Source organism: Streptomyces massasporeus, from assembly GCF_014648995.1.
Lineage (GTDB): Bacteria > Actinomycetota > Actinomycetes > Streptomycetales > Streptomycetaceae > Streptomyces > Streptomyces massasporeus.
On record NZ_BMSE01000029.1, the window covers coordinates 18,103 to 42,771 of the forward strand.

Annotated in this window: 29 protein-coding genes; 25 read left to right on the forward strand and 4 right to left on the reverse strand. The window is 69.9% G+C overall.

Translation table 11 applies throughout. The annotated features are described in order from the left end of the window. Positions 1 to 14 precede the first annotated feature (14 nt). From IE153_RS38105 to IE153_RS38115, 3 genes are all read left to right on the forward strand, one after another. Positions 15 to 434, forward strand: coding sequence for a conjugal transfer protein TraB (locus IE153_RS38105; RefSeq protein ID WP_189594255.1), 420 nt, complete (start codon positions 15 to 17; stop codon positions 432 to 434). Positions 435 to 511: 77 nt separating this feature from the next. After that, positions 512 to 2,656, forward strand: coding sequence for a chromosome segregation protein ParM (locus IE153_RS38110; RefSeq protein WP_189594256.1), 2,145 nt, complete (start codon positions 512 to 514; stop codon positions 2,654 to 2,656). A gap of 80 nt (positions 2,657 to 2,736) precedes the next feature. After that, a complete protein-coding gene (locus tag IE153_RS38115) occupies positions 2,737 to 2,925 on the forward strand; it encodes a hypothetical protein (protein WP_189594257.1) in 189 nt (62 codons plus the stop codon). A 1-nt stretch (position 2,926) separates the two neighbouring features. On the opposite strand, the gene IE153_RS38120 is transcribed toward IE153_RS38115, so the two are convergent. Next, positions 2,927 to 3,088 carry a hypothetical protein gene (locus IE153_RS38120; protein ID WP_189594258.1) on the reverse strand — a complete coding sequence of 54 codons (162 nt, stop codon included), beginning with the start codon at positions 3,086 to 3,088 and terminating at the stop codon, positions 2,927 to 2,929. Positions 3,089 to 3,241: 153 nt separating this feature from the next. On the opposite strand from IE153_RS38120, the gene IE153_RS38125 reads away from it, so the two are divergent. The 5 genes from IE153_RS38125 to IE153_RS38145 all read left to right on the forward strand — a co-directional run bounded on the left by IE153_RS38125 (position 3,242) and on the right by IE153_RS38145 (position 8,075). Then, positions 3,242 to 3,790 (forward strand): DUF6197 family protein, encoded by a 549-nt coding sequence (locus IE153_RS38125; RefSeq protein WP_189594259.1) that lies wholly within the window; start codon positions 3,242 to 3,244, stop codon positions 3,788 to 3,790. Positions 3,791 to 3,903: 113 nt separating this feature from the next. After that, positions 3,904 to 4,137: a hypothetical protein gene (locus tag IE153_RS38130; protein ID WP_189594260.1), complete on the forward strand. Its 234-nt coding sequence runs from the start codon at positions 3,904 to 3,906 to the stop codon at positions 4,135 to 4,137. 88 nt (positions 4,138 to 4,225) lie between these two features. Further along, on the forward strand, positions 4,226 to 5,395 hold the full coding sequence (locus IE153_RS38135) for a tyrosine-type recombinase/integrase (RefSeq protein ID WP_189594261.1): 1,170 nt from the start codon (positions 4,226 to 4,228) through the stop codon (positions 5,393 to 5,395). A 21-nt stretch (positions 5,396 to 5,416) separates the two neighbouring features. After that, positions 5,417 to 5,737, forward strand: a complete 321-nt coding sequence (locus IE153_RS38140; RefSeq protein ID WP_189594303.1) for a helix-turn-helix domain-containing protein — start codon at positions 5,417 to 5,419, stop codon at positions 5,735 to 5,737. A 13-nt stretch (positions 5,738 to 5,750) separates the two neighbouring features. After that, on the forward strand, positions 5,751 to 8,075 hold the full coding sequence (locus IE153_RS38145) for a site-specific integrase (protein WP_189594262.1): 2,325 nt from the start codon (positions 5,751 to 5,753) through the stop codon (positions 8,073 to 8,075). A gap of 199 nt (positions 8,076 to 8,274) precedes the next feature. On the opposite strand, the gene IE153_RS38150 is transcribed toward IE153_RS38145, so the two are convergent. Further along, positions 8,275 to 9,591: an MFS transporter gene (locus tag IE153_RS38150; protein ID WP_189594263.1), complete on the reverse strand. Its 1,317-nt coding sequence runs from the start codon at positions 9,589 to 9,591 to the stop codon at positions 8,275 to 8,277. Between the two features lie 89 nt (positions 9,592 to 9,680). Here IE153_RS38150 and IE153_RS38155 point away from each other — a divergent pair, with 89 nt between their 5' ends. Continuing rightward, on the forward strand, positions 9,681 to 10,661 hold the full coding sequence (locus tag IE153_RS38155; RefSeq protein WP_189594264.1) for a winged helix-turn-helix domain-containing protein: 981 nt from the start codon (positions 9,681 to 9,683) through the stop codon (positions 10,659 to 10,661). A 77-nt stretch (positions 10,662 to 10,738) separates the two neighbouring features. Here the strand turns inward: IE153_RS38155 and IE153_RS38160 are convergent, their stop codons facing one another. Further along, positions 10,739 to 11,476: a dienelactone hydrolase family protein gene (locus tag IE153_RS38160; RefSeq protein WP_189594265.1), complete on the reverse strand. Its 738-nt coding sequence runs from the start codon at positions 11,474 to 11,476 to the stop codon at positions 10,739 to 10,741. Between the two features lie 285 nt (positions 11,477 to 11,761). On the opposite strand from IE153_RS38160, the gene IE153_RS38165 reads away from it, so the two are divergent. The 16 genes from IE153_RS38165 to IE153_RS38240 all read left to right on the forward strand — a co-directional run bounded on the left by IE153_RS38165 (position 11,762) and on the right by IE153_RS38240 (position 22,820). Beyond that, a complete protein-coding gene (locus IE153_RS38165; RefSeq protein WP_189594266.1) occupies positions 11,762 to 12,334 on the forward strand; it encodes a hypothetical protein in 573 nt (190 codons plus the stop codon). A 366-nt stretch (positions 12,335 to 12,700) separates the two neighbouring features. Then, positions 12,701 to 13,528, forward strand: coding sequence for a hypothetical protein (locus IE153_RS38170; RefSeq protein ID WP_189594267.1), 828 nt, complete (start codon positions 12,701 to 12,703; stop codon positions 13,526 to 13,528). Between the two features lie 46 nt (positions 13,529 to 13,574). Then, entirely contained in the window at positions 13,575 to 13,871 is a 297-nt protein-coding gene (locus IE153_RS38175) for a hypothetical protein (protein ID WP_189594268.1), read from the forward strand. 88 nt (positions 13,872 to 13,959) lie between these two features. Then, entirely contained in the window at positions 13,960 to 14,640 is a 681-nt protein-coding gene (locus IE153_RS38180) for a GGDEF domain-containing protein (RefSeq protein WP_189594269.1), read from the forward strand. After that, the gene (locus IE153_RS38185) at positions 14,637 to 15,092 is read left to right on the forward strand and encodes an ASCH domain-containing protein (RefSeq protein WP_189594270.1); all 456 of its coding nucleotides are present in this window, start codon (positions 14,637 to 14,639) and stop codon (positions 15,090 to 15,092) included. The genes IE153_RS38180 and IE153_RS38185 overlap by 4 nt, the downstream gene beginning before the upstream one ends. Then, on the forward strand, positions 15,089 to 15,637 hold the full coding sequence (locus IE153_RS38190; RefSeq protein ID WP_189594271.1) for a WhiB family transcriptional regulator: 549 nt from the start codon (positions 15,089 to 15,091) through the stop codon (positions 15,635 to 15,637). Before IE153_RS38185 ends, IE153_RS38190 begins: the two co-directional genes overlap by 4 nt. Beyond that, positions 15,637 to 16,446, forward strand: a complete 810-nt coding sequence (locus IE153_RS38195) for an Lsr2 family DNA-binding protein (protein ID WP_189594304.1) — start codon at positions 15,637 to 15,639, stop codon at positions 16,444 to 16,446. The genes IE153_RS38190 and IE153_RS38195 overlap by 1 nt, the downstream gene beginning before the upstream one ends. A gap of 2 nt (positions 16,447 to 16,448) precedes the next feature. Then, positions 16,449 to 16,940, forward strand: coding sequence for a hypothetical protein (locus IE153_RS38200; protein ID WP_189594272.1), 492 nt, complete (start codon positions 16,449 to 16,451; stop codon positions 16,938 to 16,940). Positions 16,941 to 16,950: 10 nt separating this feature from the next. Further along, entirely contained in the window at positions 16,951 to 17,268 is a 318-nt protein-coding gene (locus tag IE153_RS38205; protein WP_229829368.1) for a hypothetical protein, read from the forward strand. A gap of 584 nt (positions 17,269 to 17,852) precedes the next feature. Then, complete coding sequence (locus tag IE153_RS38210; protein WP_308432238.1) at positions 17,853 to 18,791, forward strand: hypothetical protein; 939 nt, start codon at positions 17,853 to 17,855, stop codon at positions 18,789 to 18,791. Continuing rightward, entirely contained in the window at positions 18,788 to 19,141 is a 354-nt protein-coding gene (locus IE153_RS38215) for an ASCH domain-containing protein (protein WP_189594273.1), read from the forward strand. The genes IE153_RS38210 and IE153_RS38215 overlap by 4 nt, the downstream gene beginning before the upstream one ends. Before the next feature lie 1,159 nt (positions 19,142 to 20,300). After that, positions 20,301 to 20,738, forward strand: a complete 438-nt coding sequence (locus IE153_RS42660) for a hypothetical protein (RefSeq protein ID WP_308432239.1) — start codon at positions 20,301 to 20,303, stop codon at positions 20,736 to 20,738. Positions 20,739 to 20,764: 26 nt separating this feature from the next. Next, entirely contained in the window at positions 20,765 to 21,088 is a 324-nt protein-coding gene (locus IE153_RS38225) for an MFS transporter (protein WP_229829369.1), read from the forward strand. A gap of 78 nt (positions 21,089 to 21,166) precedes the next feature. Beyond that, positions 21,167 to 21,460, forward strand: a complete 294-nt coding sequence (locus IE153_RS38230; protein ID WP_189594305.1) for a DUF1330 domain-containing protein — start codon at positions 21,167 to 21,169, stop codon at positions 21,458 to 21,460. Positions 21,461 to 21,565: 105 nt separating this feature from the next. After that, on the forward strand, positions 21,566 to 21,955 hold the full coding sequence (locus IE153_RS38235; protein WP_189594274.1) for a hypothetical protein: 390 nt from the start codon (positions 21,566 to 21,568) through the stop codon (positions 21,953 to 21,955). 397 nt (positions 21,956 to 22,352) lie between these two features. Beyond that, positions 22,353 to 22,820, forward strand: a complete 468-nt coding sequence (locus IE153_RS38240; protein ID WP_189594275.1) for a hypothetical protein — start codon at positions 22,353 to 22,355, stop codon at positions 22,818 to 22,820. 51 nt (positions 22,821 to 22,871) lie between these two features. Here IE153_RS38240 and IE153_RS42140 read toward each other — a convergent pair whose 3' ends face one another. After that, positions 22,872 to 24,236 (reverse strand): NucA/NucB deoxyribonuclease domain-containing protein, encoded by a 1,365-nt coding sequence (locus IE153_RS42140; RefSeq protein ID WP_229829370.1) that lies wholly within the window; start codon positions 24,234 to 24,236, stop codon positions 22,872 to 22,874. Positions 24,237 to 24,669: the final 433 nt, after the last annotated feature.

Sequence of the window (24,669 nt, forward strand, 5' to 3'; positions counted from 1 at the left end):
GGAGGAACCTCGCGATGAGCAGCGACCTCGCACCCCGCAACACCAGCGCGACGCCCGCCGTGGCCGACGACGACAACCGGTACAAGGCAGTCCAGGCCAAGCTGGACAAGCTCGGCAAGGCCCTGGACGACGCCACACTCGACCTTCTCGGACTGTGGCGCAGCATGCAGGAAAACGCCAAGCACACCGACGGCGTCGCCACGGACATCGAGAACGCCGACCTGGACCCGAAGTTCGTCGGCCTCACCGCCAACGTGGCCACCGCCTTGGACGGCGCGGCCCGGGAGGTGAGGAAGCTGTCCGACACGGCTCAGGAGACCGTCGACCTCACCCACGAGACCCGGCGCGCCCACGCCAAGCTCTACGGCGCGCTGGACGACATCCGCTCCAACCGGCGCGAGAAGACGCCCAGGCCGGGCTTCTTCGACCGCTGACCCCGCTCCCCCACCCCGCCACGGGCGGCCCCGCAGCTCTCGCGGGGCCGCCCGTGCTGTTCCCGAAGGAGAAGCCGGTGACCACGCCGCGCAGTGTCGCGCTTGAGCGCCTCGCCTACACCCTCGCCGCGCCCGTGCTGGCCGTGGCCCCGAACCTCTACCCCGACAGCCCCGTCAACTCCGTCGTGCAGCTGGCCGGCGCCGCCGGGATCGGCGGCATCTTCCTCGCCGCCAAGAGCGATGAGACCGGCGCCGGGCGCAAGATCCTGCGCTGGTCCCCGCTGGTCCTGGCCGCCGCCGTCGACGTCGCCGCCGGGCACACCGGCGGCTTCGGCCCGTACTGGATGGACGGGCTGCTCGCCGCCGGATGGGCGGCGGCCGGCTACCTGGTGATGCCGTTCTCCCGGCACACCCGCCGCCGTCACCGCCCCGCGCTCGCCTCCCCGGCCCCGCAGCCGGCGCCCGCCCAGGTCGCGGAGCCGACCGTGGCGCAGCCGGGCGACGGAGCCGACCAGCTCACCCGCGAGGCGCGGGTGCTGTGGGAGCGCGCCGGGATGCCCGCCCGCACCCACGTCGTCAAGGCCACCCGGCACACCGCCATGCGGCACGACCTCACCCTGCTGCTGCGTGCCTCGGAGACCGGGCGGCCGATCACCGGCCTTTCCCCCGAGGTCGTCGGAGCCGCATTCGGCGTGTCCGCGGCCGACGTCACCCTCAAGGACGTCGCCATCCAGCCCGGCCGCCAGGGCGGACCCGGTTGGATGGAGGCCCTCATCACCCCGGAGGCCAACGCCCGGAGGCGTACCAAGCCGACCGACCAGGAGCGTTGGATTGACCGGGTCGCCGGCCCCAAGGGCGGCGCCCCCGGCTCCGAGCTGGTCCACAAGACCCGCGACAACGAGCGCGGGGTGACCTTCTACCGGGCGAAGATGAGCGACTCCACCGAGTCGCCGCGCATTGACCTGCCCAAGGTCTGCCGTGCGCTGGACCTGCCCGAGGACGACTCGTGCGTGTTCGTCCTCATCGACGGCTCGGAGTTCCTGATCAGCGCGTTCGACACCCCGCCACTGTCCGCGATCTTCCCCGCCACCCGCGAGCTGCTCACCCCGGACGCCAAGGGCATGTACGTGTGCGGGTTTACCATCACCGGCCAGCCGGTGAAGACCATGGTGTACCAGCACGACAAGAACGCCCCCGCCCACGGCCTCACCCTCGGAGTGTCCCGCTCCGGCAAGACGCAGTTCTTCGCGATCAACATGGCCGCCCAGTCCCTGGACGGCCAGGTGGTGTGGCTGTCCACCGTCCGCAAGGACGAAAAGACCACCGTGCTCGGGAAGTACATCGACCGGCAGGGCTCCAACGCCCTGTGGATGGCCCGCTCCCTGCGGGCGGCGAAGGCGCTGTGCGAGATCAGGGCGGAGATGCCCTGGCCGCACGACGGCCAGCCGCACGACTACAAGCCGGGCGACACGCGCTGCCCCTACCGGCAGCTCAACGTGTACGCGGATGAGTTCATGACCGCCGCGCAGGACTCGGACTTCGGCGAGTTCATCCAGAAGGACGGCGAGGACCTCACGGTCACCGGCCTGAAGTACGGCATCGGCTTCAACCCGGCCGGCCAGTCGCCGTTCGCGCACAACGGCTTCTCCACCGAGATGAAGGACAACCTGCGGCAGAACAGCCGCCCGGTCATCTTCAACATGGGATCGCCCGGCGCCACACGCAAGGCGGCGGAGGGCACCATGGAGAACGCCTACGACGTGCCGACCATCCCGGCCCGCTACTCCCGCAGCGAAGGCTCCGCGATCGAGCGGGCCATGCGCGGCGAGGCCGACCCCGAGAACGGCGTCTCCACCGGCGGCGTCGCGGTCATCGTCCTCGACAACGGCCGCGCCGTGCTCATGCGGTCGCTGTACGCCGACTTCGACACCGACCTCTCCCGGCTGTTCCCCGACGAGGTCAACCGGCTCACCGACTACGAGATCAGCGAGCTGGAGAAGCGCGGCCTGTGGTTCGACTGGAACCAGCCCGTCCGGCCCGGCGAGTTCTGGCCCGAGCCCGACGAGGACGACGAGGGCGAGGGCCGCTCCCGCCGGCGCGGCGGCGGAGGAGGCGGCAAGGGCGGAGGAGGCCGCGGCGCCAAGAGCGGCAACCGCCGCTCCGAGCAGGTCGCCTCTCCCCGCCAGGCGCTGGAGGCCATCAAGAGCCTCACCGACGCCTGATCACACCCACCCATCCCCGGGGCCGGCCTGCCCGAGCGCGGCCGGCCCCACCCGACCCCTTGTGAAGGAGCACCACCACCGTGGCCCTGTCCATCTCCGCCGCCGTGCTGCTGGGCATCATCGTCGTCGTCCTGGTCAAGGGCGGATACGTCCGCGTCGGCTCCGCGCTGGCCTGCACGCTGTTCGGCTTCACCCTCGCCGCGACCGGCCTGGCACCGACCATCAACAGCGGCCTGGTCTCGCTCGCCGGGCTGATCTCCAGCCGCTGAACTACGCCTCCGTCCACGGCGGGTCAGGGGTGTAGTTGAGCCCGTCGCAGAAGCGGCAGTCCCACTCCGAGGGCACTTCCCACTTGTCGACCCAGAAGCCGACCTGCTTGCCCACGAAGTAGTTGTCCCCGCCGCACCACCCGCACTCGAAGACGAACTCCACTCCATCCCCTTCCCCGAGCCTGATGGTCCGAGGATGCCCGGGGCGCGGGTGCGCCGACACCCAAACGCCCACTCCTCCGCTACACAACGCCGAAGGGCGCCGCCGGAGACCCATCCCAACGGCGCCCTTCGGTGCCCCCTGCCTGGAGTCCCGATGTCCCATGCCTCGCTCTCCCCCGCCATAGACCACCCCGCCCCGACCACCCCGGCCGCGCCGCCGGCGGAACTGAGCCTCGAGGAACGCCTCACTCTGGTGAACGCGGCGATGACCGCGCGCCTGGACGAAGCGGCCGTCGCCTACGAGGTCAACACCGCGCACATTCCCACCGAGCCCGTGGACCTGGCCGACGTCGTCACCGTCCCGCTGACCCCGATGCTCCAGCCGCCGCCGCAGTCCTACCCGACCCCGATCGCGGCCCTTCTGCAACGCGCTCACCACCGGCTGCTCACCGGCGGCTGGTGCTCCGGCGCCCTGGTCGACGAGGACGGCGCCCGCTGCATGCTCGGGGCCATCCGGATCGAGGCCCGCGGCGACAGCGGCCTGGAAGCCGACGCGGCCTCGGTGCTCCTGGACGCGATCCGCCGCAAGTTCGGCGACGACGTCGACTCCGTGCCGTCCTTCAACGATGCGCACGGATCGGCCCGCACTCCGCTCCGCATGGTCGACCAGGCCGCCGGCCTCGCCGACGCCCGCGGCCTCTGAACCGCTCCGGACCACCTGCCTCGCACCCGAACCCTTCGCGGTCGGGTGCGTGCCAGGCCGCCCGGCCTGCGCACCACCCACCACACCCGCCCGAATGAGGGAGACGCCCCGCTATGCAGTCCGACGACAAGCCCATCAACGGCCAGCCCAACCCGAACTTCCTCGACCTGCTCGCCCAGACGCCCGAGCCGCCCGACGAGAAGGAATGGCCCCGCCCGAAGCGCTTCGCCGGACTGCGCGAGGCATGGGACGCGTCCTGGAAGCAGGGCGGCTTCCTGTACGAAAGTGGAGTTCCGACGGGTTCCCTGAGCGGCCGTCGGCTGATGCTGTCGCATCTCAGCAGGTAGATGGCACGTTCTGGTCACTCACTCGTTCGTGTGGGATCTCCGCGATAATTGGCGGAATCTGCGAGCGATCCGCGTAATTTGCCGGTACATGGCGGATTCAGGAAGTCGACGGCTGTCGCTGGTGCCACCGCCTGCGGCCCCGGCGCCGCAGGAACCCCGAGCACAAGAAGAGGGCCTGGCGGATGTGCTGACGCTGCAAGAGCGAGCCGCAGCGATCTCCAGCGAGGCGGACGAGGTGGCGTTCTTCCACGACACCGTGGCCGAGTACACGTGGGCGCGGGACGTGGCCGGGCTCGCGGCGACCACGTTGCGGCAGGTGGTGCAGCCGATCATCGAGGTGTGCGATTTCTACGACACCGTGCCGTGGCATCTCACCTCACGGCAGGTCGACTGCTACTTCGCCGGCCCCGGCAAGCGGGCGCACAGGACCATCCGGCAGAAGATGGTCCGGATCGACGGCTTCTTCGCCTTCCTGGAGCAGCGGTACGCGGGCGAGATCCTGCGGCGTTTCGGAGCGGCCGTCGAGTCGCCCATCGACCCGTTCAACCAGCCACGGCACCGTGGGGAGTTCGGCCTGCGGATCCCGCCGTCGAAGCGGGCGACGACGGAGTTCTTCGCCTCCTGGCGAAAGGATCTGCCGCACGCCCGCAAGTACCCGGTGGCCGCACGGGACTACGTCATGGCGAAGATCGCGTACATCTCGGGCGTCCGGGCGACCGAGCTGTGCTCGGTGCGGATCGGCGACGTCCACTGGGAACTCGGCCAGTGGGGTCGCTTCGTCGTTCAGGGCAAGGGCGCCCGGGGCTCCGGCCCGCGCGAGCGGGAGGCGTATCTGTTTGCCGACGGCCGCGAACTGCTGTGGTGGTACATCGAGGAGATCCGCGGAGAGTTCGCCGACGATCCCTGCGACCCGTGTGCGCCGCTGTGGCCCTCGGAACGGCTGCCGACTGCGGTCGCCTCACTGAACGTTCCCATCGCCCCGCCGGTCGGCTCGGATGCCTTCCGGCGGGCGCTGAAGGCCGCCTCGAAGCTGCATCTGACCGGGCCGGTCACCACGCTTCACCCGCATCTTCTACGGCACGCGTGCGCGACCCACAACTACGAGTCGGGCATGCCGTTGTGGGACGTGCAGAAGATCCTCGGCCACGAGTGGCCGACCACCACGGTCGGCTACCTGGGATCGGTCAAGGCCGACCCGGAGAAGGCGAGCCTGGCAGCGTCGCACCGAGCGGTGCGACGCCTGAGTGGAGAGGCGTGAGACGTGAAGTGGAACTTGCGCATGGTAGCGGCCCAGCGGGACATCTGGCGGCCGACGCAACTGCTGGTGGCGTTTCGGGAGGTCGGGTTCACCCCCTCCCTGAGCAAGGTCGCGGCCCTGTGGTCGGGCAAGCCGGTCACGGTCCGGCTGGAGGACCTGGACAAGATCTGCGCGGCCCTGGACTGCACGGTTGCCGACTTGATGGTGGCCGAGCCCCAGCAGCACCTGGCCCAGCGCGAGCAGCCGCAGCAGCGGGCCGTCGGCGAACAGCGGGAGGGCGGACCGGTCCGGCCGGTTCCGCGTCGAGGTGGCGGGCCCCGCCGCGGCCTGCCGCCGAACTGAGGCGGCGGGACCCATGGTGATCAGCGAATGCGTCCGCTGCCATGGCTGGGGACCGGTCCGTCCGCTGGGCAGCTGCCAGGCCTGCCTCAACTGGACGCCCCGCGGCGGTTACAAGGGGCGCTGCCATCGGTGCCGGCACGAGGGCAAGGTCAACCGGGACGGGCTGTGCCGGCTCTGCATGCTGGAGATCCGCATGGTCCCCGATCATGAGTGGGCCGACGCGGCGGCCAGGCGGACGCTGGGACCCGTCCGGGATCTGCAGCTGCCGCTGCTGCTGGAGGGTGTCCGCCTGCCCGTGGTCCTTGCGCGCCACCATGACCGGCCGCTGGTGCGCGAGCGGCTGCGGACCGAACGCTCGGCAGGCCCCTGGACCTGGGCCAAGAAGGGCGATGATCTGCAGGTCTGCCCTCCGCAAGTCACTGGCCAGCTGCCGCTGCTGCCTCGCCTGCCCAGGACGTTCACCCGCCAGCACGGCTACCGGATCGCCGCCCGCGACTTCCCCGAGTGGGCGGACGTCCTCCAGGCCGTCGAGCGGGTCCGCGTCCGGCGTGATCTGTCCGTGGGGTGGAGCGAGAGCGTGGTGCAGATGATGCGGCTGGCGCTGGCCTCCCGGGAGGCCAGCGAGCAGCTGGTCGACGAGTACGTCGTCGCCGAGCTGACCCGGATGAGGCCTGCCGTCGCCGAGGTCCTGCGGGAGGCCGGGCTGCTGCGGCGCCGTCTCGGTTCCGGACTCGCCCAGAACGGCTACCGGCGTGAACGGCGGCGCATGGTCTCCTGCGAGCACTGCCTGGCCTGGAGCGGGGATGCCAGGCCGCTGTGTGACTCGTGCCGGGAGTGGGCCCGTCACCCGGATCGGGAGAGTGGCCGCCCCTGCCTGCGGTGCGGCCGCACCTGGCCCCTGAAGGAGGGACAGTGCCGGTTCTGCCACCTGGTGCTGAACGAACACGTCGGAGACGGCCCGGTGATCGAGCAACTCTGGTTCGGAGCCGGCCTGGGCCACGGCCTCTACACGAAGCAGCCCGGCGACTACAGCCAGGGCAGCCGCAAGAGCCGCCGGCGGGAACTGGAGCGTCGGGAAAAGCAGACCCGGCAGGCCGACCGCCGGCTGTCCCCGCCCTTGATCAACCCACACCAGCTGGAGTTGTTCCCGCCTCCGGCACGTGTCTGGAGGCGAGCCCAGCACACCCAGTTGCCCACGATGACACCAGAGGCCGAACAACTCGCTGCGGAATTCTGGCAGTTCACGGAAGAGCAGCACTGGACCACCCCCTCCCGGGACGTCAATGCCAAAGTCCTGCGGCTTCTCGTCGCCTGGCTCGGTATCGCCGCCCCCATCCTCGAAGCCGACGTCCGCGCCGTCACCAGACTCGGCCCGAACTGGTCAGGACGTCGCGTCGCCGCATTCCTCGACCAGCGCGGACTACTCGTTCCCCTGGAGCGGACCGACCCGGAGCAGGCCGCGCTCGAACGGCTCCTGCAGGGTGTTCCCGATCACCTGCGGGACGAGGCGGACGCCTGGGTCCGCGTGCTCCGCGGGGAAGGCCGCAGGCCCTCCCGCACGATGAACTGGTCGACCATCCGACGCTATGCCCACTTCAACGTCCCGGCCCTGCAGCAGTGGGGCCAGCGGGTTAGCAGTCTCCGTGAAATCACCCCGAAGGACATCGAGGACATACTCAGCAGCCGCACGGGAGAACCAGCCCATTCGCTCCATACCAGCCTGCGATCGCTCTTCCGCGCGTTGAAGCGTGAGCGCGTGATCTTCCGCGATCCAGCCCGCGGTGTCTCCGTGGCCGCCAACGTGAACGCACCCCGGCGCATCCCGTCCGATCGGCTCGTCGGTCTGCTGGACAAGGCCCCGACCGCGATGGCGAAGGTCGTCGTTGCCCTCGTGGCCATCCACGCTCTGGGGCCACAGGAGATCCGTCATCAGCTCCTGACCGGCCTCGACCTTCCGGCAGGGCGCTTGATCGTCCGCCGCCGCTTCGGCGATCACGTCGTCTATCTCGACGAACTGACCATGAAGCTCCTGAGTGACTGGCTTCGCGCACGGGCTGAGCGCTGGCCCCGCAGCACCAATCCGCACCTGATCGTCACGCAAGTCACCGCGGTCGACCCCAACGGCCCTCCGGTGTCCAAGGACGGGCTGCGGTCGGTGTTCAGAAAGCTCGGTATCCAGCCCCGGAGGCTCCGCATCGACCGGCTGCTCGATGAGGCACACGAAACTGCCGACCCCGTGCACCTGATGCGCGTCTTCGGGATCTCCGACACGACCGCACTGAAGTACGTGAGAGCAGCCCACCCTCACCGATTCGGGCCAGAGCCCACCCAAGCCTGATCGGCAGTCCCGAGCCCGGGGTGCAGCCGACATACGCACCAAAGGGGCGATGAGTTGATCTTGATGCGACTTCGCACGTGGTCAGCACAGTGAAGCGCATAAGAACTCCTAACACAATGAGCCATCGGGAATGACTGTCTGTCATGGAGGCGTGGAGGTTGGGTGTGTGATGGTTCGCGGCCGACCCGACCTGCGACAGTTACTGCGCAGGAGAGCTACACGCATGCTGTTCGGTGCCGTTCTCTGATCCCGTTGAGCAGTTCGGGACGGGGACCGGGGAGGCGGGCGGGTGCCAGGTGAGGATCCAGCCGGCGGTAAGCGCCGCCGCGCCGCCTGCCAGGGCGATTGCACCGCCTGTTCCGATGCTTGCGGCCACCGCGCCGAAGCAGGCCGGCCCGACGCCCTGCAGCGTCATGCTGCCGGAGCCGAGCAGACCGAAGGCCTGGCCCTGGCCATCTGGCGGTAAGGCGTCCAGGAACGGCCGTTGCAGGCCGAGACCGTAGGCGAATCCGAAGCCGCAGAGCAGCAGCAGACAGGACGAGACGCCCACTCCGGGCTCGGCAGCGAAGCCGACCAGCGGCAGTCCCATCAGCGCAATCAACGGGACTACCAGTCGCTCCCGGGTGGGCGGCCGTAGCAATCGGCCCACCAGAAGGTCACCGACAAGCATGCCGACCGGCAGACATCCCATCAGCACCGCGTACCATCCGGGCGCGAAGTGGCGTCCTCCCGCGTAGGCGACGAGCAGGCCTTCTGCGCCCGCTACGAAAGCGGTCGGCAGCCACTGCGCCAGCATCAGTCGTCGCACCGTGCGTCCGCGCAGCAGCAAGCCGGCACCGTGCAGGCTTGCCCGGACGGCCCCGCCATCGCCCCGAGCGCTGCCAGGTGGGCCGCCGAACTCTCCCGGCTGCAGCCCGGGTAGCCGGATGCGGACAGCGAGCGCGCAGCCGAGGTAGAGGACGGCGCTTACCGCGAGCGCCCGGTGCGGGCCGAGTACCGCGACGACCGCACCTCCCAGTGCCAGACCGACCAATTGCGCGCCGGAGGCAGCGATGTTGTTCAGTGAACGGCCCAGTACATAGGCGTCGCCCTTCAGCGACTGCGCGACCAAGCGACCCGACGCGCCGTGAAACACCGGTGTGGCGAGGGCGACCAGCGCCACGACACCGAGGCTTACCGCGATCGGCATCGGCACCAGAGCGAGCAGCAGGGCGGCGGCGAACGTCAAGGCGTAGCCGCCGGTGATGAGCGAGCGGGGTGGCAGTCGGTCGGCCAGGGAGCCCAACAGCAGCGAGCCGAACAGCTGCGGGATGAAGCCGATGCCGAAGGCCAGTGCGCTCAGCGGCGCGGAGCCGGTGGCCGAGAAGATCAGCACCGAGAACGTGGTGATCCGCAGCGCGTCCGCAGTGATTGCGACGGTGCGTGTTGAGAAGAGCAGCCGGAATCGTGGCTCTGCCAACACCTCCCGGTAGGTGGCACGGTGGTTTCCCTGCGCGGGCTCGGCGGTTGGGGTCATGACGCCCAGCCTCGCCGTGCGCCCACACCCCTCACCAATGATTCGTCGCTGGACGAATCGGAACAGACGTCCCGCAGTAGCATGGCGCGGTGCTCCGCTTCGAAGTCTCCGTCGAGGACCTGCTGCGCAGCCGCTTCGCACTGTCGCCCGCGATGGACCTGTGCTTCCTACTGCGCTCGCTCGCCGGCCAAGACAGGCCGCTGCCGCGAGCCTGGGCCATCCGACTCCTGCCGGCCTTTGAACGGCTTCGCCGCGAGAGCGAACTGAACGCCGCCCTCGCCCTGCATACCCCGCATTCCGGACCGAACTTCGTCGCCCCGCCCCCGCGCGGCCTCAACCAGACCTGGGCAGACGACCTGGCCATGATCCGGGCGACACCGTTGGAAGCGGCCCGCCACGAAATCGCCACCACCGCGACCGGCCCGTCCGCCCGTGATCCCCGCGTACGCGCAGTGCTGGACTCGACGGACGCCGTCTCCAGGATCGCCGAGGCGATGGACCAGGCCTGGCACGAGCTACTCGCCACGGACTGGCCGCAACTGCGGGCGATCTGTGAGCGCGACGTCGTGCACCGGGTGGGTTTGATCGGCGAACACGGCTGGGTCACGACCATCGAGAGCCTGCACCCCAGCATCGCCTGGCAAGCCGGCGGTATCGAGATCGGCCACTTCCCTCAAGTCGGAACAGTCCGCCTCGCCGGCGACGGGCTCCTGCTGATCCCTTCGGTATTCGTCGCGAATATCGCCGCGCACCTGGAAGACCCCTGGCCCAGGACCTTGATCTATCGTGCCCGCGGCACCGCCGCCCTGTGGGGCGAACAGGAGAGCGTCCCCAGACCGGACGCCCTGACCGCTCTCGTCGGCCGGGCCCGAGCCCGGCTGCTGTTGGCGCTGGACGCCCCGGCCAGTACCAGTCACCTCGCCCGAAGCCTCGCCATGGCACCCGGCGCGGTAGGAGACCACCTCGCCATCCTGCGAGGCGCGGGACTGCTCGTCCGCGCCCGGTCCGGACGGTCCGTGCTCTACCGCCGCACCCCGCTCGGCGAGGCACTGGTCGCCGGTACGGGCTGAAGGCTGTGCGGACTTGAGGGGAGGGGACTGTCAGTGCACGACGCGGACCAGGCCTGGCGCCAGGCTGTTTGCCTGGGTCATGCACCCAGATCCTCTGTCACGGGCAGGCACTCGGCGAGCAGGTCGACGACGTCGCGCCAGGCTCGCTGCGCGTGCTGTGGGTGGTAGCCGACGCCGGGGACCGTGGGGTGGTCGACCGGCGGGTGGTGGAAGGCGTGCAAGGCGCCGCCGTAGACCGCGAGGCGCCAATCGACGCCTGCGGCCTGCATCTCAGCGGTGAACGCGTTCCGTTGTGCGGGCGGCATGATCGGGTCTTCCGACCCGACGCCGGCCCACACCGGGCAGCGAATGCGCGCTGCCTCGCCCGGTCGGCCCGTGGTCAGTGCGTTGACTGTCCCGATCGCGCGCAGGTTGACGCCGCCGCGCCCGAGTTCCAGCCCGACGGCGCCCCCGGTGCCGTAGCCGATGGCGGCGATCCTGTCGGGGTCGGCCCGCGATTCGGTGCGCAACACGTCGAGCGCCGCATGGCCGATGCCCCGCATCCGGTCGGGATCAGAGAGCAGCGGCAGGCAACGGCCCAGCATCGCCTCGGGGTCGCCCAAATAGCGCCCGCCATGAAGGTCGAAGGCCAGCGCTACGTATCCCAGCTCGGCGAGAGCATCGGCCCGGCGGCGCTCGACGTCGCTGAGCCCCATGCCCTCTGGTCCGAGCAGCACCGCGGGCCGGCGGTCGACACCGGCCGGGAGCGCGAGGTGCCCGATCATCGTCAAACCGTCCGCCGGGTACTCGACCGTACGCGTCGTAATCGCCCTCATGAGACTGGACTGTAGTGATCGTCGAGCCCGGCCCGGCCGCTGTTCTGCCGCTGGCAGAACAGCGCGTGTGTCCCTCTGAAATGCGGGGGCCGAGCCCTCAGGGCTTCAAGATCATTTCGTTGCCCTTTGGCGCGTACCTCGGTCACACCCCAACCCGTCGGCTACTACGCCAGCGGGCGCCACGTCCCCTTCCGGTTCCCCGCGATTCCACCCCGAGAATCCGCGAACCCGTCGGCTTGGCGATGGGAGGACGTCCGGCACGCGCGGTTCGCGGGCTGGCACGGGATGGCCAACTGGATCAAGGCGGCGCTCAGCCTGGCCAGCGTGTGCGCGTTCATCATCATGCTGGACGCCGCCGGCGACATCCTCTCCGCCGTAGCCCACCGGATCGCGGTCGCGACCCCCGAGACACAGCTGGCGTCCGAGACCTCCAACAGCTTCTGGGCAGTGATCGACACCCGGGTCCGCACGTACATCGCCCAGCACACCGGCCACCTCGCCGTCAACGGATCCGCCGTCTACGCCTTCTGGCAGGCGGTCGGCCTGTTCGGCCTGATCGGCGGCTTCTTCCACAGCACCGGCGCTCGCATCACCTACATCCTCTGGGGAGCGGCAAGCGTCGGCATGGTCTGGTCCGCCTCCCCCGCCGACGGCCGCACCGTCGCCACCGGCATCGCCGTCCTCGCCTGGACCATCGCCTCCGTCGTCGCCCTGCGCGGCCTGAGCCTGCGACCGGTCATCCACACCGCCTTCCAGCCCCACATCGACATCCGCCCCGAGGTCCACATCCCGCCGCAGCCCGTCCCCGTCCACGACGACCTGGACGAGCCGGACAACGTCAATCCGCTCCAGCGCTGACCCAGGCACCACTCCCGCCCACCCTCTTGCTGGCGCCGTGCAGACCAGGGCGCGGCGCCCGGATCTGAACGGACATCTCGCACCTGCGGGGCCTCCCAGACCTTCCCCACCGAGGGCGGCGTGGACCGCACCGCCTGGCGGCACACCCACCCGACCCTCTTCGACCAGCTGCGACAGAAGGCCGCCCGACTGCTCCGGACCCGCAGCACCCGCTGACCTGACGCCCTGCCTGGCCCTCGCCCGCCCCGCGCCCCGGGGCCGGGCGAGGACCGGACAGGCCGCCCGGCCACCAACTCCCGCGCCCCGTCGACGCACCGACGTCAGCGGGGCGCGGTGAGCCCACCCAACCGCTGGAGGAGAACACTCGTGCTTATCCCCCGCCCGCGCCGCCGGATCGGCCTGCCCCGCCTGCAGCGTCCCGGATCCCGCTACCCGGTCCCCCAGCATCGACTTCCCGGCTCCTGGAGCAACGACGACGCCGCCCGCGAGATCGTGCTCCAGCGGCTGAGCGCGGAGCGCCGCTCGGACTACGACGAGATGGTCTACCTCACCGACTTCCACCTGGACCGCCTCGCCCTCCAGCGCTCCACTGAGTGGATCGAGGAGGAGCTGCAGCGCCTCGCGGACGAGCAGCCGGAGTTCCTGACCGTTACGGCACCGGCACCGAGTTCACGATCCTTCGCTTCCCCAAGCGCTGACCGGACGCTCTCCGTACGGCCTCGCCGCACCGCCCCCCGGGCGGGCGACGGCGGGGCCGTGCGGTGTCCGTCCGGTCAGCCGAGACCGGACGACCGGCCCTCCCCGGAGGTCACCGTGCCCCTCGCCCGCCGCTCCCTCATGGAAGCCGCCGCTGCCCGTTTCGGCTGGCGCCGCGCCTACGGCGACACCACACAGGTCGAAGCGCTGCTCACCGAGCAGACCGAGACCGCCTACACCGAAGCCGCCGACCACGCGCAGATGGCGACGGCCAAGAACGCCGACGTCCTCACCGTGCAGCCCTGCGTCCTGGATGTCCGCGGCCGGGTCCTGGCCGACGTCCTCTACCTGGAGGGCGTCCTGACCGGCGCCCGCAACCGCGGCCTGCCCCTGGAGCTCATCGAGCGCCTGGAGGACGCCGTGGACCACGGCCACGAGCTGACCGTGCTGCTCGCGGACACCGTCCGCATCACCGCCGACCACGCGGCCGGCCACTGACGCCGCGTGTCCCGCCACGACCAGCGATGGAAGGAGATGGGCCGTCATGCCGCTTCGCTACTTCGAGGTTGACGTCCCGACCAAGCACAACGATCAGCCGGGGCAGCGCATCCACATCTTCGTCGGCCTGGCCGACGATCCTCTCGCTGCCCGCACCGCCGCGCACGACGCATACGACAAGGCGCGGCTGCTGCACCAGGCCGGGCAGGAGATCCCGCACGAGTTCGTCAGCGGTTGGGGTGCCCGGGGGCTGCGGCCCGACTGGGACCTCGACTGGAACAAGGCGACGGCCGCTCCCTGGGTGAACCCCCACGGCCTGTTCGGCACGCGCCGCACGTTCTGAATCCGCCCCGGGACGGCCGCCAAGGCCGGAAAACCAGTCGGCCGCCCCGGGCCACCCATCCCGTACATGACGAGAGGGAGAGACCAGTATGGCCTCCACCGTGCGCGTACAGGCCCCGATCGGGCAACGCGCCCTGTTCATCACCACGCTCGCCGTGCCGCTGACCGGCTGGACCGTGCACGCGGTCAGCCTGCGCAGGAAGCTGTCCGCCGCCCGACGCGACCCGCTCACGGGTCTGCTCGGACGCGACGGTTTCACCGCCAAGGCCCGGCAGATCACCGACCGGTACGGCGACAGCGCCCTGGTCGGCATCGCGGACCTGGACCACTTCAAGCAGATCAACGACGGACCCGGCGGGCACGCCGCCGGCGACCGCGTCCTGGCCGCCACAGCGCAGCGGTTCACCGCCTGGGCGGGCAGCCGCAGGGCGGTCGGCCGGCTCGGAGGAGACGAGTTCGCCTTCGCGGTCCGGATCGGCCCGGCCTGCCGCGAGCTCCGTCTCGCCCAGCTCACGCAGCTGCTCGCGCAGCCGGTGGAGGTCGACGACGGCGTCCTGGTCGACGTCGCCGCCTCGATCGGCGCCGCCTGCCCCGACATCCTCGGCACGACGGACCTGTCCCTGCTCCAGCGGTCCGCCGACGCCGCGATGTACGCGGGCAAGCACACCGGCCGTCCGGTCCTCGCCGCCCGCTCCCACGCTGCCGTGCCGTCCGTCAACGGCCGGCGCGCCGGGCGGCCGGGCACCGACACCCTCGGGGCCGCCGCGTGAAGAGGCCGACGCTGTACGCCCCGGACCACATCCGCGGCATCACCATCAAGCAGCCCTGGGCGGCCTGCATCCTGCACGGCGACAAGCGCGTGGAGAACCGGCCCCGGGCCTGGGCTCCGGGCTGGCGCCTGCTGCACGCCGGAGTCGAGACCGACCGGGCCGCGCTGCGCGACCCGCTCGTGGCCCGCACGATCCACGGGCACGAGCTGCCCACCCGCGCGGTCCTTGGCATCGTCCGCATCACCGGCTCCCACAACGACCCCGGCGAGCCGTGTAGCCCCTGGGCGCAGACCGAGTGCGTCCACGTCGACCTGGACGACGTCTACCCGCTGGCCCTGCCGGTGCCCTGCGACGGCCAGCTCGGACCGTGGCTCGTCCCGCTCTCCGTCTTCGAGCAGGTCCTCGTCCAGCTGCCCGACCTCGCCCCACAGCTCACGGAGGTCCCGTCATGAGCGGTGCGCGTACCGGCATCCCGAACGCCCCGTCCGTGGTCGCCGACGACCGGATCCCCTTCCCCCACACCGACACCCGCACCCGCTGCCAGAGCGACCCGAAGCTGTTCGCCATCGAGGACATCGCCGACCGCATGGAGCGGGAGAAGGCCCTCGCCAAGGCCAAGCTCGCCTGCTCCGGCTGCCCGATCGTCACCGGCTGCCTCAAGTGGGCGCTGGCCAACAGGCAGCTGACACCGACCGGCGTGTGGGCGGCGACCACCGCCCGGCAGCGGGCCACGCTCCGCAAGGGCCTCAAACGGCGCCTGGGGGACGACTGGGTCGGCGTTGTTGCCGAACAGGACCGCCAGCGGCAGGAGAGGCAGCAGGCGGCCCGCCACGCCCCGCCGCCCGTCCGTGACCAGGTGATGGCCCGCCTGGAGCTGGAGCTCATCCCCACCCGGCCCGCCCCGTACGAGCCGTGGAAGGAACCGATGACCCCGGCCCGGCAGGCGCAGAACATGGCGGTCCTCAAGGCCGCCCTGTCCACCAAGGCGGCCGCGTGATGTTCGGCGACTGGCAGGAGGCCCTCCAAGCCGAGGGCTTGCCCCTGAACCCCAACCCCGTGGAACAGCAGGCCGCCGCAGTCCGCACCGTCGCCCGGCACGCGAGCAGCAAGGAGGACCTGGTCCTCCTCCTGGATGCCGTCGGTCTGCCCGGCGACGACGACACCCTCACCGCCCTGCTCCCCCTCACCCCCGACCACGCAGGAGAAACCGGCATGTACGAGCGTCCCCTCAACGCGACCGAAGCGACCGCGCTGTCCATGTACTACGACGGGGCGAACACCGCCGCCATCACGGACGCCACCGGACTGACCGAGGACGAGATCACCGCCCTTGCGGAGACCAACGACCCGCCGCGCAGCACGCCCACCGACGACGCCACCGAGACCGACAGCACCGAGGCCGACGGCGTGGAGCAGCTGCTCGCATGGGCCGAGGGCCACCCCACGGCCAGCATCCGCAACAAGGCCGCCCGAGTCCGCGGCGACCTTGCCGAGCTGACCGCCCGGCGCACCACCGACGACGCACAGCGCGAAGCCGAGGACCGCGTCACCCGCCTCAAGGCCGAACTGGAGAAGGCACAGGAAGACCTGCGCGCCGTGAAGGCCGGCACCGCCCCCGCGGCGACGGTCGCGCCCACCCCGATCCGCTCCGGCCTGGGCAGCGGGCGCAGCAGGGAAGAGCTCGCCGCCATCCGGACCTGGGCGCGCGCCAACGGCCACCAGGTCGCCGACGCGGGCATGATCCGCAAGTCGGTGCTGGAGGCATACGACGCCGCCCACCAGACGCCGACCGCGAAGGCCAGCTGACCATGGCGGCCACCGACCCGATCGTCCTGGACGGCTTCCTGGACGAAGAGACGGTGCCCGGCGACGTGCACGGGTCGACGGCGCGGTTCCGGCTCACCGTCTCCCCCTCGGACGAGCGCACGGACGAGATGCTCCTGCCGTGCAGCGTCGCCGACTCGGAGCTGGCGCACGCGGTCATCCATGACCTGGTCCCCGGCGACAAGCTCCGCGTCACCGGCTACCTCCGGCTGCCCCGCACGCCGGACGAGCCGATGTGGCTGGTCGTCACCACCCTCGCCGTGCTGGAGACCGCCCCGCAGCTGTCCGACCCGGCCGCCTTCGCCACGGCGGTCATCGAGCGGTGCGGACCGTACGTCTGCTGGTTCGAGGCCGACACCACCGAGGTGGAGGTGTTCACCGAGGGCGGCGACTGGGTCGGCACCGCGCCCGAGCCGAACGACCTGGGCGAGCTGCTCGAAGCCTTCGAGCACCGCCAGGCCGCCGGCGGCGAGTAGCGGAGCCGCCGTGCCCATCCGTCTCGAGAACCTGCACCGGTACCCGCGCGACTGGAACGAGATCAGCGCGCGGATCAGGTTGCAGCGGGCAGGCGGCCGCTGCGAGTGCACGGGCCACTGCGGCCTGACGCACCCGGGCGGCCGCTGCCCGGCCGTCCACGAGCAGATCCACCCCGACACCGGCTCCGTGGTCGGCCTCACCACCGCCCACCTCAACCACACCCCCGAAGACGTGCGAGACGAGAACCTGCTCGCCGCCTGCCAGCTGTGCCACCTCATGGATTTGCGCAGCGATCAGTTCCTCGTGGTCACCGACATTCCTGAGTAGCATCCACACCCCACCTCGAGTGCTGTGCCCCGCCTGCTCCTGGCCGGGTACGGCGCTCAGCGCCCCGGCCGCCGGGACTCGTTATCTCCGCCGTCACGCGTTACGTCGCCGACCGGGGTGCCGACCACTGGCACGAGAACGGCCCCGAGGCGCCTGCCTTGGCCCGCATGGCTTACAACAGCGGTAAGGGCCAGCGGCGCACTCGGGGCCCGGGCGCCGGGCCCTACTGGATCAGTTCTGGCACAAGGGGTGGATCGCCGCGGCCGCATGGGTCGCCGCCGGGGCCCGCGCCTTGACCCGCCGAGGCACCCGGCCCCCCAGGGCCGGAGTCCGCCTCCTGTGACTCCACGCCCCGGCCTGGCTGTCCCCCCGGACCGGTCCACGCAGTCACAGCAGCTCACCGACACGAGATGAGGCACCAGCATGACGCTCATCAGCCCGAACACCGTCCTCGCGAACGCCCTGACGAAGGTGGAGGACGTCCTCGCCCCGCGCATCCGCGCCAACAGGCCGCAACGGATCGCCCTGGTGGTCGGTACCCAGATCAACGGCGCCCCCACGCCGGAACCTCGCTGGTGCAGTCCATGGCGTTCGCCACGGCCGCCCGCCTCCACGACCGCCACGACCTGCCCGTGGAGGTCCGCTTCTCGGCACTGGACAATGCGCCGCACGAGTTGGCCACCGACCCCGTATCGGGGAACCGTTACCAGCGGGCCTACGCCCAGGCCCTCGGCACGGACGGCATCGCCCGCCTGATCGCCACCCTCTACCAACCCCTGTTCGACGCCCTCTCCAAGCGGCTGGCCGTGCCGTACAGCGTGGAGACCTACTCACAGCAGCAGGCGACCAGCCAGTTCCGGCAGACGTGGCTGCGGGTGCTGCCGCGCCTGGACGCCGCAAGCCTCTGGCTGGCTCCCTCCACGGGAGTCCCGCACCTGCGGGTGCCCTGCCCGCACTCCTGCGGGTGGGCGGAGAAGTACGCCGAGCGCACCCGCGTGGAAGACGCCGGCCGCGGCCTCGCCCGCGTATCGGCGGTCTGCCTGCACCACGGCCCCTACACGGCCACCATCACGCCTGACGGTGGCGGCTACCTCGACCTCGCCACCCTCTACCGCAACATGGTCAAGGAACTCGCCGCGCTCGCGGAGACCAGTGTTCTTCAGGTGATGGTCAAGGGCACCGACTGGATGCCCGGGAGCATCCTGGTCGACGGCGCGCTCCAGGCCGTGGGCCTGACCCGGGGCCAACTGCCCGCTCGGCTGTTCTGCCTGATGATCGTCGCCGAGACGGGCGCCAAGCTCTCCAAGAGCCTCATCCGCTCCGGGGAGGCGGCGTTGCCCGCGGGCGCCGAACCGTGGATGCTCGACACCCGGAAGTGGCCCGGCACCGTGGGGGAGTTCGCGGACCGCCTGCTGAACCTGGCGGGCCTGCTGCTGTCCCACCCCCGGCACTTCTTCCGCTCGTACTCGGCTGCGGAGCTGTCGCGGCTGATGTCCTTACCCGCAGGGAGCCCGGCTACATGAGCACCGCCTCAGCCCGCGTCATCGAGCTGAACCTGTACCCCCAGTACTTCGATCTCGTGGCCGCCGGCCGCAAGACCCGGGAGGTCCGGGTGAAGTACCCGAAGTTCGACGGCCTGGCGGCCGGTGACCTGATCCGGTTCACGGTCAAGGGCACCGACCGGTCATGCATGACGCGGGTGACACGCGTTGCCGAGTACGCCTCGTTCGAGGAACTCCTGGACGCCGAAGGGCCCTCCCAGGTGAACCCCGAAGCCAGCCGTGAGGAGCAACTGGCCAACATCCGGCGCATCTACCCGCCGGACAAGGAACGGCTCGGCTGCCTGGCCATCGGTATCGCACTGGTCAACTGACCCCAGCAAATGAGGCCCCCGGCCACGCCCCTCCGACGAGGGGCCGACCGGGGGTCCTTTGCGTTGCGGCCATCCTCGCGGCTCTCGTCCTGCTCCTGACCACCGCCGGCTTCACGGCCGTCGTATAGCGCGCAGCATGCCCGCCCGGGCCACGACCGTGCGCAGGCCACACACGACAAGAGGCTTACCTCATACGGTGGAAAGCCCCTCCCGCGGCCGCTGTGCCTTTCGCCGTGGCCGTCCTCGCCGACGACGTCCGTGTGCGCCGTCCGCCGCGATCCGCTCTCGGGCCTGCCCCGGCCCCGAGGCTCTCCTCGCCTACGGCGAGCGGCTGCTGCGTACCCCGGCCGGGTTTGCGGCGCGCCAAGGTAACCCATAGGACCCGAATGGAAGTGGGGATGGCTACGAACCGTGCGCGTGGACGTACAAACGGCGCTCGTGGACCTATTCGCGGGACATCTACCGGCGACGGACCGGCGGTAGGGCTCTCCCCGGGTGGCGCCCGTGGCGGAGCTCTTCGTGAGGCGGCAACGAGGGCCGTTGTCAGAGGTGATTGGCAAGATTGCGGCCATGAATGACACTCCTGTCACTCCGCCACGGCCGATCGACGTTGCCGCGGTCTCTCCCCAACTGGCCCCGCTGGCCCGCACGGCGACCCGCCTGCACCCCCGCCCTGGGGCGCCGACGTGGCACGACAGCTCAATCGGCGGGCCGCTGCTGTGGCCCGCCGAGGAACCGTGGCCGCACTGCGAGGAACCGCATGTGACGGACGGCATCAACCCAGCCCAGTCCCCGGCGGATCTGCGGCTGGAACGACGGATCTTCGCCGCCTCGCACGGCCGGGACCTGACTCCCGAGGAACGGGAGACCCTCGAGCGGATCCGGCCCCCTCAGACGTATCCGTTGAGGCTCAAGGTCCAGGCGTACGACGGCCCCATAGCGATGCTGCCCGTCGCGCAACTGTACGCACGGGATGTGCCCGATCTGAGCCCGCCGGAGGGTAAGGACCTGTTGCAGGTTCTGTGGTGCCCCTTCGATCATCCGATCATGCCCAGGACCCTGCTCTTCTGGCGTTCCGCAGCCGCTGTCACGGACATCCTCGACACCCCCCCCAGAGCCGCCCGCAGTGCAGTTCGACGGTTATCTACCGGAACCGTGCGTGCTCGAACCGGAGCAGATCACCGAGTACCCCGACCATCTGGAGCTGAGCGAAGAACTGCAGGAGCAGCTCAAGCAGTGGAGTGTGCCGCAGGCAGGAAAGGAAGACATGGACCCGGCCACGTACTACGACTGTGTGCTGTCCAACGCACCCGGCTGGAAGGTCGGCGGCTGGCCCGCTTGGAACTCCACCGACCCCAGCCCGCAGCACTGCTCCGAGTGCGGCACCGGCATGGAGGTTCTGATGACCGTCGCCACGTTTGAGGAAGGGGACGACGCCGGGAACAGCTGGTCTCCGTACCCCCACCCAGGTGCTGGACCGTACCCCGGCCACCGCGGCTACAACGCGACCGGGGTCCAGATAGGCAGCGGCTACCGGCAGCATCTTTTCGTCTGCCCGGCGGAGCCCGAGCATCCGCACATCGAGTTGATGACGTAGCCCGTGCGCTGGCCGGCAGCGCCGTCGTGGTCGGCGGCGGGTTCGCCCTGATCGCGGCGGCTTGGTCGGGCCTGGCCGAATTGTTCGCGGCGATGGGGGTGCTCGGCTTCGGCGTCGGCGGCCTCTCGGCCGCGATGCCCGGCGTCATTTTGGCCGTCACTCCCAGGAGCGAGACGTCGAGCGCCATGAGCTTCAACTACGTCGTCCGCAGTGTCGGATACTCCCTGGGCAGCGACATCGGCGGCCTGGTCCTGGCCGCGGCCACCGCCCTGGCCACCTCTCCCACGACGACAGCGCCTACACCACCGCGGCGCTGGTCGGCATCGGCGCCACGGCGATCACGACGCTGACAAGCCTCGCTCCCCCGCCGACGCTCGTCCGAGACCAGCCCGCAAGTCAGATGTACTCATCCCAACACTGGAGGTTCCATGCCCAAGGGCTACTGGGTCAGCGTCTACCCCGCCATTTCCGACCCTGAGGGGCTGACTGCCTACAACGAGCTGGCGGGTCTGGCTGTCCGGTCTGAGGGCGGGCGCGTCCTGTCCAATTTCGGTCGAGTCGTCGCCCACGAGGCCGGAATGACCGAGCGTGTCGTTCTGATCGAGTTCGACAGTTTTGAACAGGCGGTCGCGGCATACGAGAGCGAGTCATACCAGAAGGCGCTGGTGGCCCTCCCCGACGGCTTCGAGCGCGACTTCCGCATCGTCGAAGGCATCGACTGACCGAGGTCCTCCAGTCGGACCGACTGGCCCCCGCGACTTCGAGGACGACACCTTCGTTCTTGTCTCCGCAGGCCCACTCTTGGACCGCACCGCCAGGCGGAACCAGTGACATACCCGCGACTGCTCGCCCCCGAGGAGAAGCTCGCCGACGCGAAGAAGCTGTTGAGCCTCCCGCCTATCGTCGTGATCTGCGGCTCCACCCGCTTCATGACCGAGATGAACGAGGCCGATCTGCGGGAGACCGCAGCCGGGCGGATCGTCGTCAAACCAGGCTGTGACATGAAGTCGCCGCACGCACTCTGGGCCGATCCTGTCGACGGCGAGGGGTTGAAGGCTCGGCTCGACGAGCTGCACCGGGCGAAGATCCGGCTTGCTGATGAGGTGCTCGTGGTCGGCAACTACATCGGAGTCAGCACCAGAGCCGAAATCGCCTACGCCCGGTCGCTGGGCAAGCCCATGCGGTTCACCCACCCCGACGTCGACCCTGACGCCTGACCGCCCGCCGCTCCCTCGGCAACCAGGGCCGGCAGCCCGCCGCCTGACCGTGTCGCGGTGGCTTCGACCACCGCCCACTCCACACCCTCAGCACACACGAGGCCCCTGGCCGCCCCTCGCCTGAGGGTCGGCCAGGGGCCTCTCTGCGTTCTGGACCAGTCGATCACCCCATGTGCGCCAGCACATCAGGCCGCGTACGCGACACCGCACCAGGACAAGGTGAACCCAACGCCTCGGTGGAGGTGGAGCGACGCAGTCCCGCATACCTGTCGAGATCCGGCATCTTTCCCGTCAGGACGGCGGCCTACCGTCGGCAGGGGATGCCCATGTGGTCCCGGAGGGGGCCGACTTAGGATCACGAGGATGACCAGTCGTTTGTCATGCCAAAGGAGCTCTCATGGCCGAGCTTGTCCGGCAGCAACACCTTGATGCAGATGTGGGGCATCACGGCTTCGGGCTTCAGGAGTCCGATGACGGTGACCTGCCTGTCCCGTTCCCTGACGACTTCAAGCAGGGCGTGTTCCTGAACGACTTCCCGGGGCGTCTCGACCTCTACAGCGGCGGCCACACACATACCGCGGCGGTCACCCTCGAGGTGTGGGACGGGGAGCCCCCTGAGCAGGATCCGTCCCGGTGGGACGAGCAGGCCGAGGCCCCCTTCGAGTCGACCAGCGGTGAAGTGGCCGTGTGGTCCATGGACTTGGGACGCGCCGACGATGTGATCACGCTCGCCGATGCGGGGGGCTCCTGGCGAGTCCGGGTGAGCTGTGCCGGGCGCAGCGAAGCTGCGGCACTGTCGGAGCAGGAGGGTACGGGCGAAGGCGTGGAGAGGTACCTCGTGCAGTTCTGGCCCGCAACGGCCTGAACACGGACCAGGGGCGGGAGCGCCGGCAGTTGGGCGCCCCGCCCTGGCACGTCAGGAGACGATCTTCACGATGAAGCCGTCTTCCATGCCGTCGATGACCCGGTTCTTGGCGTAGAAGCTGAGCAGCAGGCTGCCACCCGCACCGTTGTCCGCTTCTGCGATCGGTTTCACCGAGAAGTTGAACTTCTTCGCGTCCGCGTCGTAGTCGTGCTCCGCAGCGCCCTCATAGGTGGTGGCGAAGGGGTACTCGTCGCACTCGCGCGTGCCACCGTGCGTGTAGTTGGCGCCCCAGTATCGCTTGCACTGCTTGACCGCCGCCTTGCGGTTGTCGTCCTTGCGCTTTTGGTTGACCAGTCGGTGCAGCGGCGTGTCGGGCGTCTGACCGGGCACCTTCTTCGCTGACATGTACGGCTTGGTGTCCTGTGGCTTCGTGAACGCCGTCTTGATGTGCTGAGCCACAGCCCGCTCCTTGGCGCCGGCCTTCGCGCTGTAGTTCAGCATGCCGATGTAGGCGAATGAGGCCGCGCCTCTCTTGTCGGGGTTGCCGCCGCCGGTGGAGTTGGCCAGGTACTTGGCGGCGTCCCAGCGCGGCGGCAGGAAGAACAGGTCACCCTTGAGGTCGCCGGTGATGTTGGCGTTGGGTGGCGGTGTGATGGTGATGGACGGCTGGTAGATGGCCGCGATCAGGTCGGTGCTGCCTTGACTGCCCTGCCCGGGCTTGGCGTTGACGGTTTCGTTGAACGCGCGCAGGACCTTGAGTTCGGCGAAGGTCTTCGTTCCGGGCATGTTGCCGCCCCTGGTGTAGCGGACCGTGGACGGCCAGCTGTTGGGCATCTTCCCCTTGGTGGCGATCTTCATCGCCGGTGCCTCGGTAGTGCCCTGAGATTCCATCTCGGTGAAGTAGTACTTGAAGTTGATCGTGCGGCTGTTCTTGGCGATCGTTCCCACGACCCGCACATTGAACATGCTCACACCGGAAGGTCTGCCGTTGACGAGCCAGGTCTGGACGAACGAAGCGCCCGAACAGGCCGCGAACCGGGACGTGAAGTAGAACTTCTTGTCGGTGCCCAGGCCCTTCTTGCATTCATCGAGCGTCATCGTGCGTGCCGGCTCCGGAGCCGCAATCATGGGCGTCGGCGAGGCGGTTGAACCGACAGGTGTGGTGCGGGATGGCTGGGTCGCCAGCCGCGCGTACGACGCCGCAGGGCCCACCGTCTCGTGCGGCAACTGCGCGATCGGCTCCGCGTGACGGGCAATGTCCCGCAGACGTTCCATGCCTCCCGCGCTCTGCAACTCCTCGAGCGATGGCGTCGCCGAACCAAGCGGCAGGACGTACGACTCAACCTCGAGATCAGGCGACGCGTCTGCCTGCGCCATAGACGGCACGGCCGACAGCAGGGCGACCGCGGTCGCCATGGTGAGCGCCTGTCTGCTGGCGCGCCTGAGCCACGGTATGTGCATCAAGAACCCCCGAACCTATGCGAATCGAATCAATGATCCGAACATGTGGTCGAGGGAAGGTCTATCCGGTCGGGTGATCGTACGCATGAGCGACACGCCGGACTTGACGCGATCACGACTACGGTTGGCCGAGATCGACTTTTGCCCTGCGCAGGCGTAAGCACCGACATACAGCGACACCGGCTGCTCATGGCGCTGACCGGCGCCATGAGGCCCCCGCGCGTCGTGATCAGCGGTCTTCGATCTCGACGCGGGTGCCGGGTGAGTGGCGCAGTGAACAGCCGTCACCCTTCTCTGCCGACCGACCTCCGAGTATTTGGTGCGCCGGCCCATCCGTTCCGTCCGATCTCTCTCGGTTGCCTGCACCCGCCCAACGGCCCGTACGGCT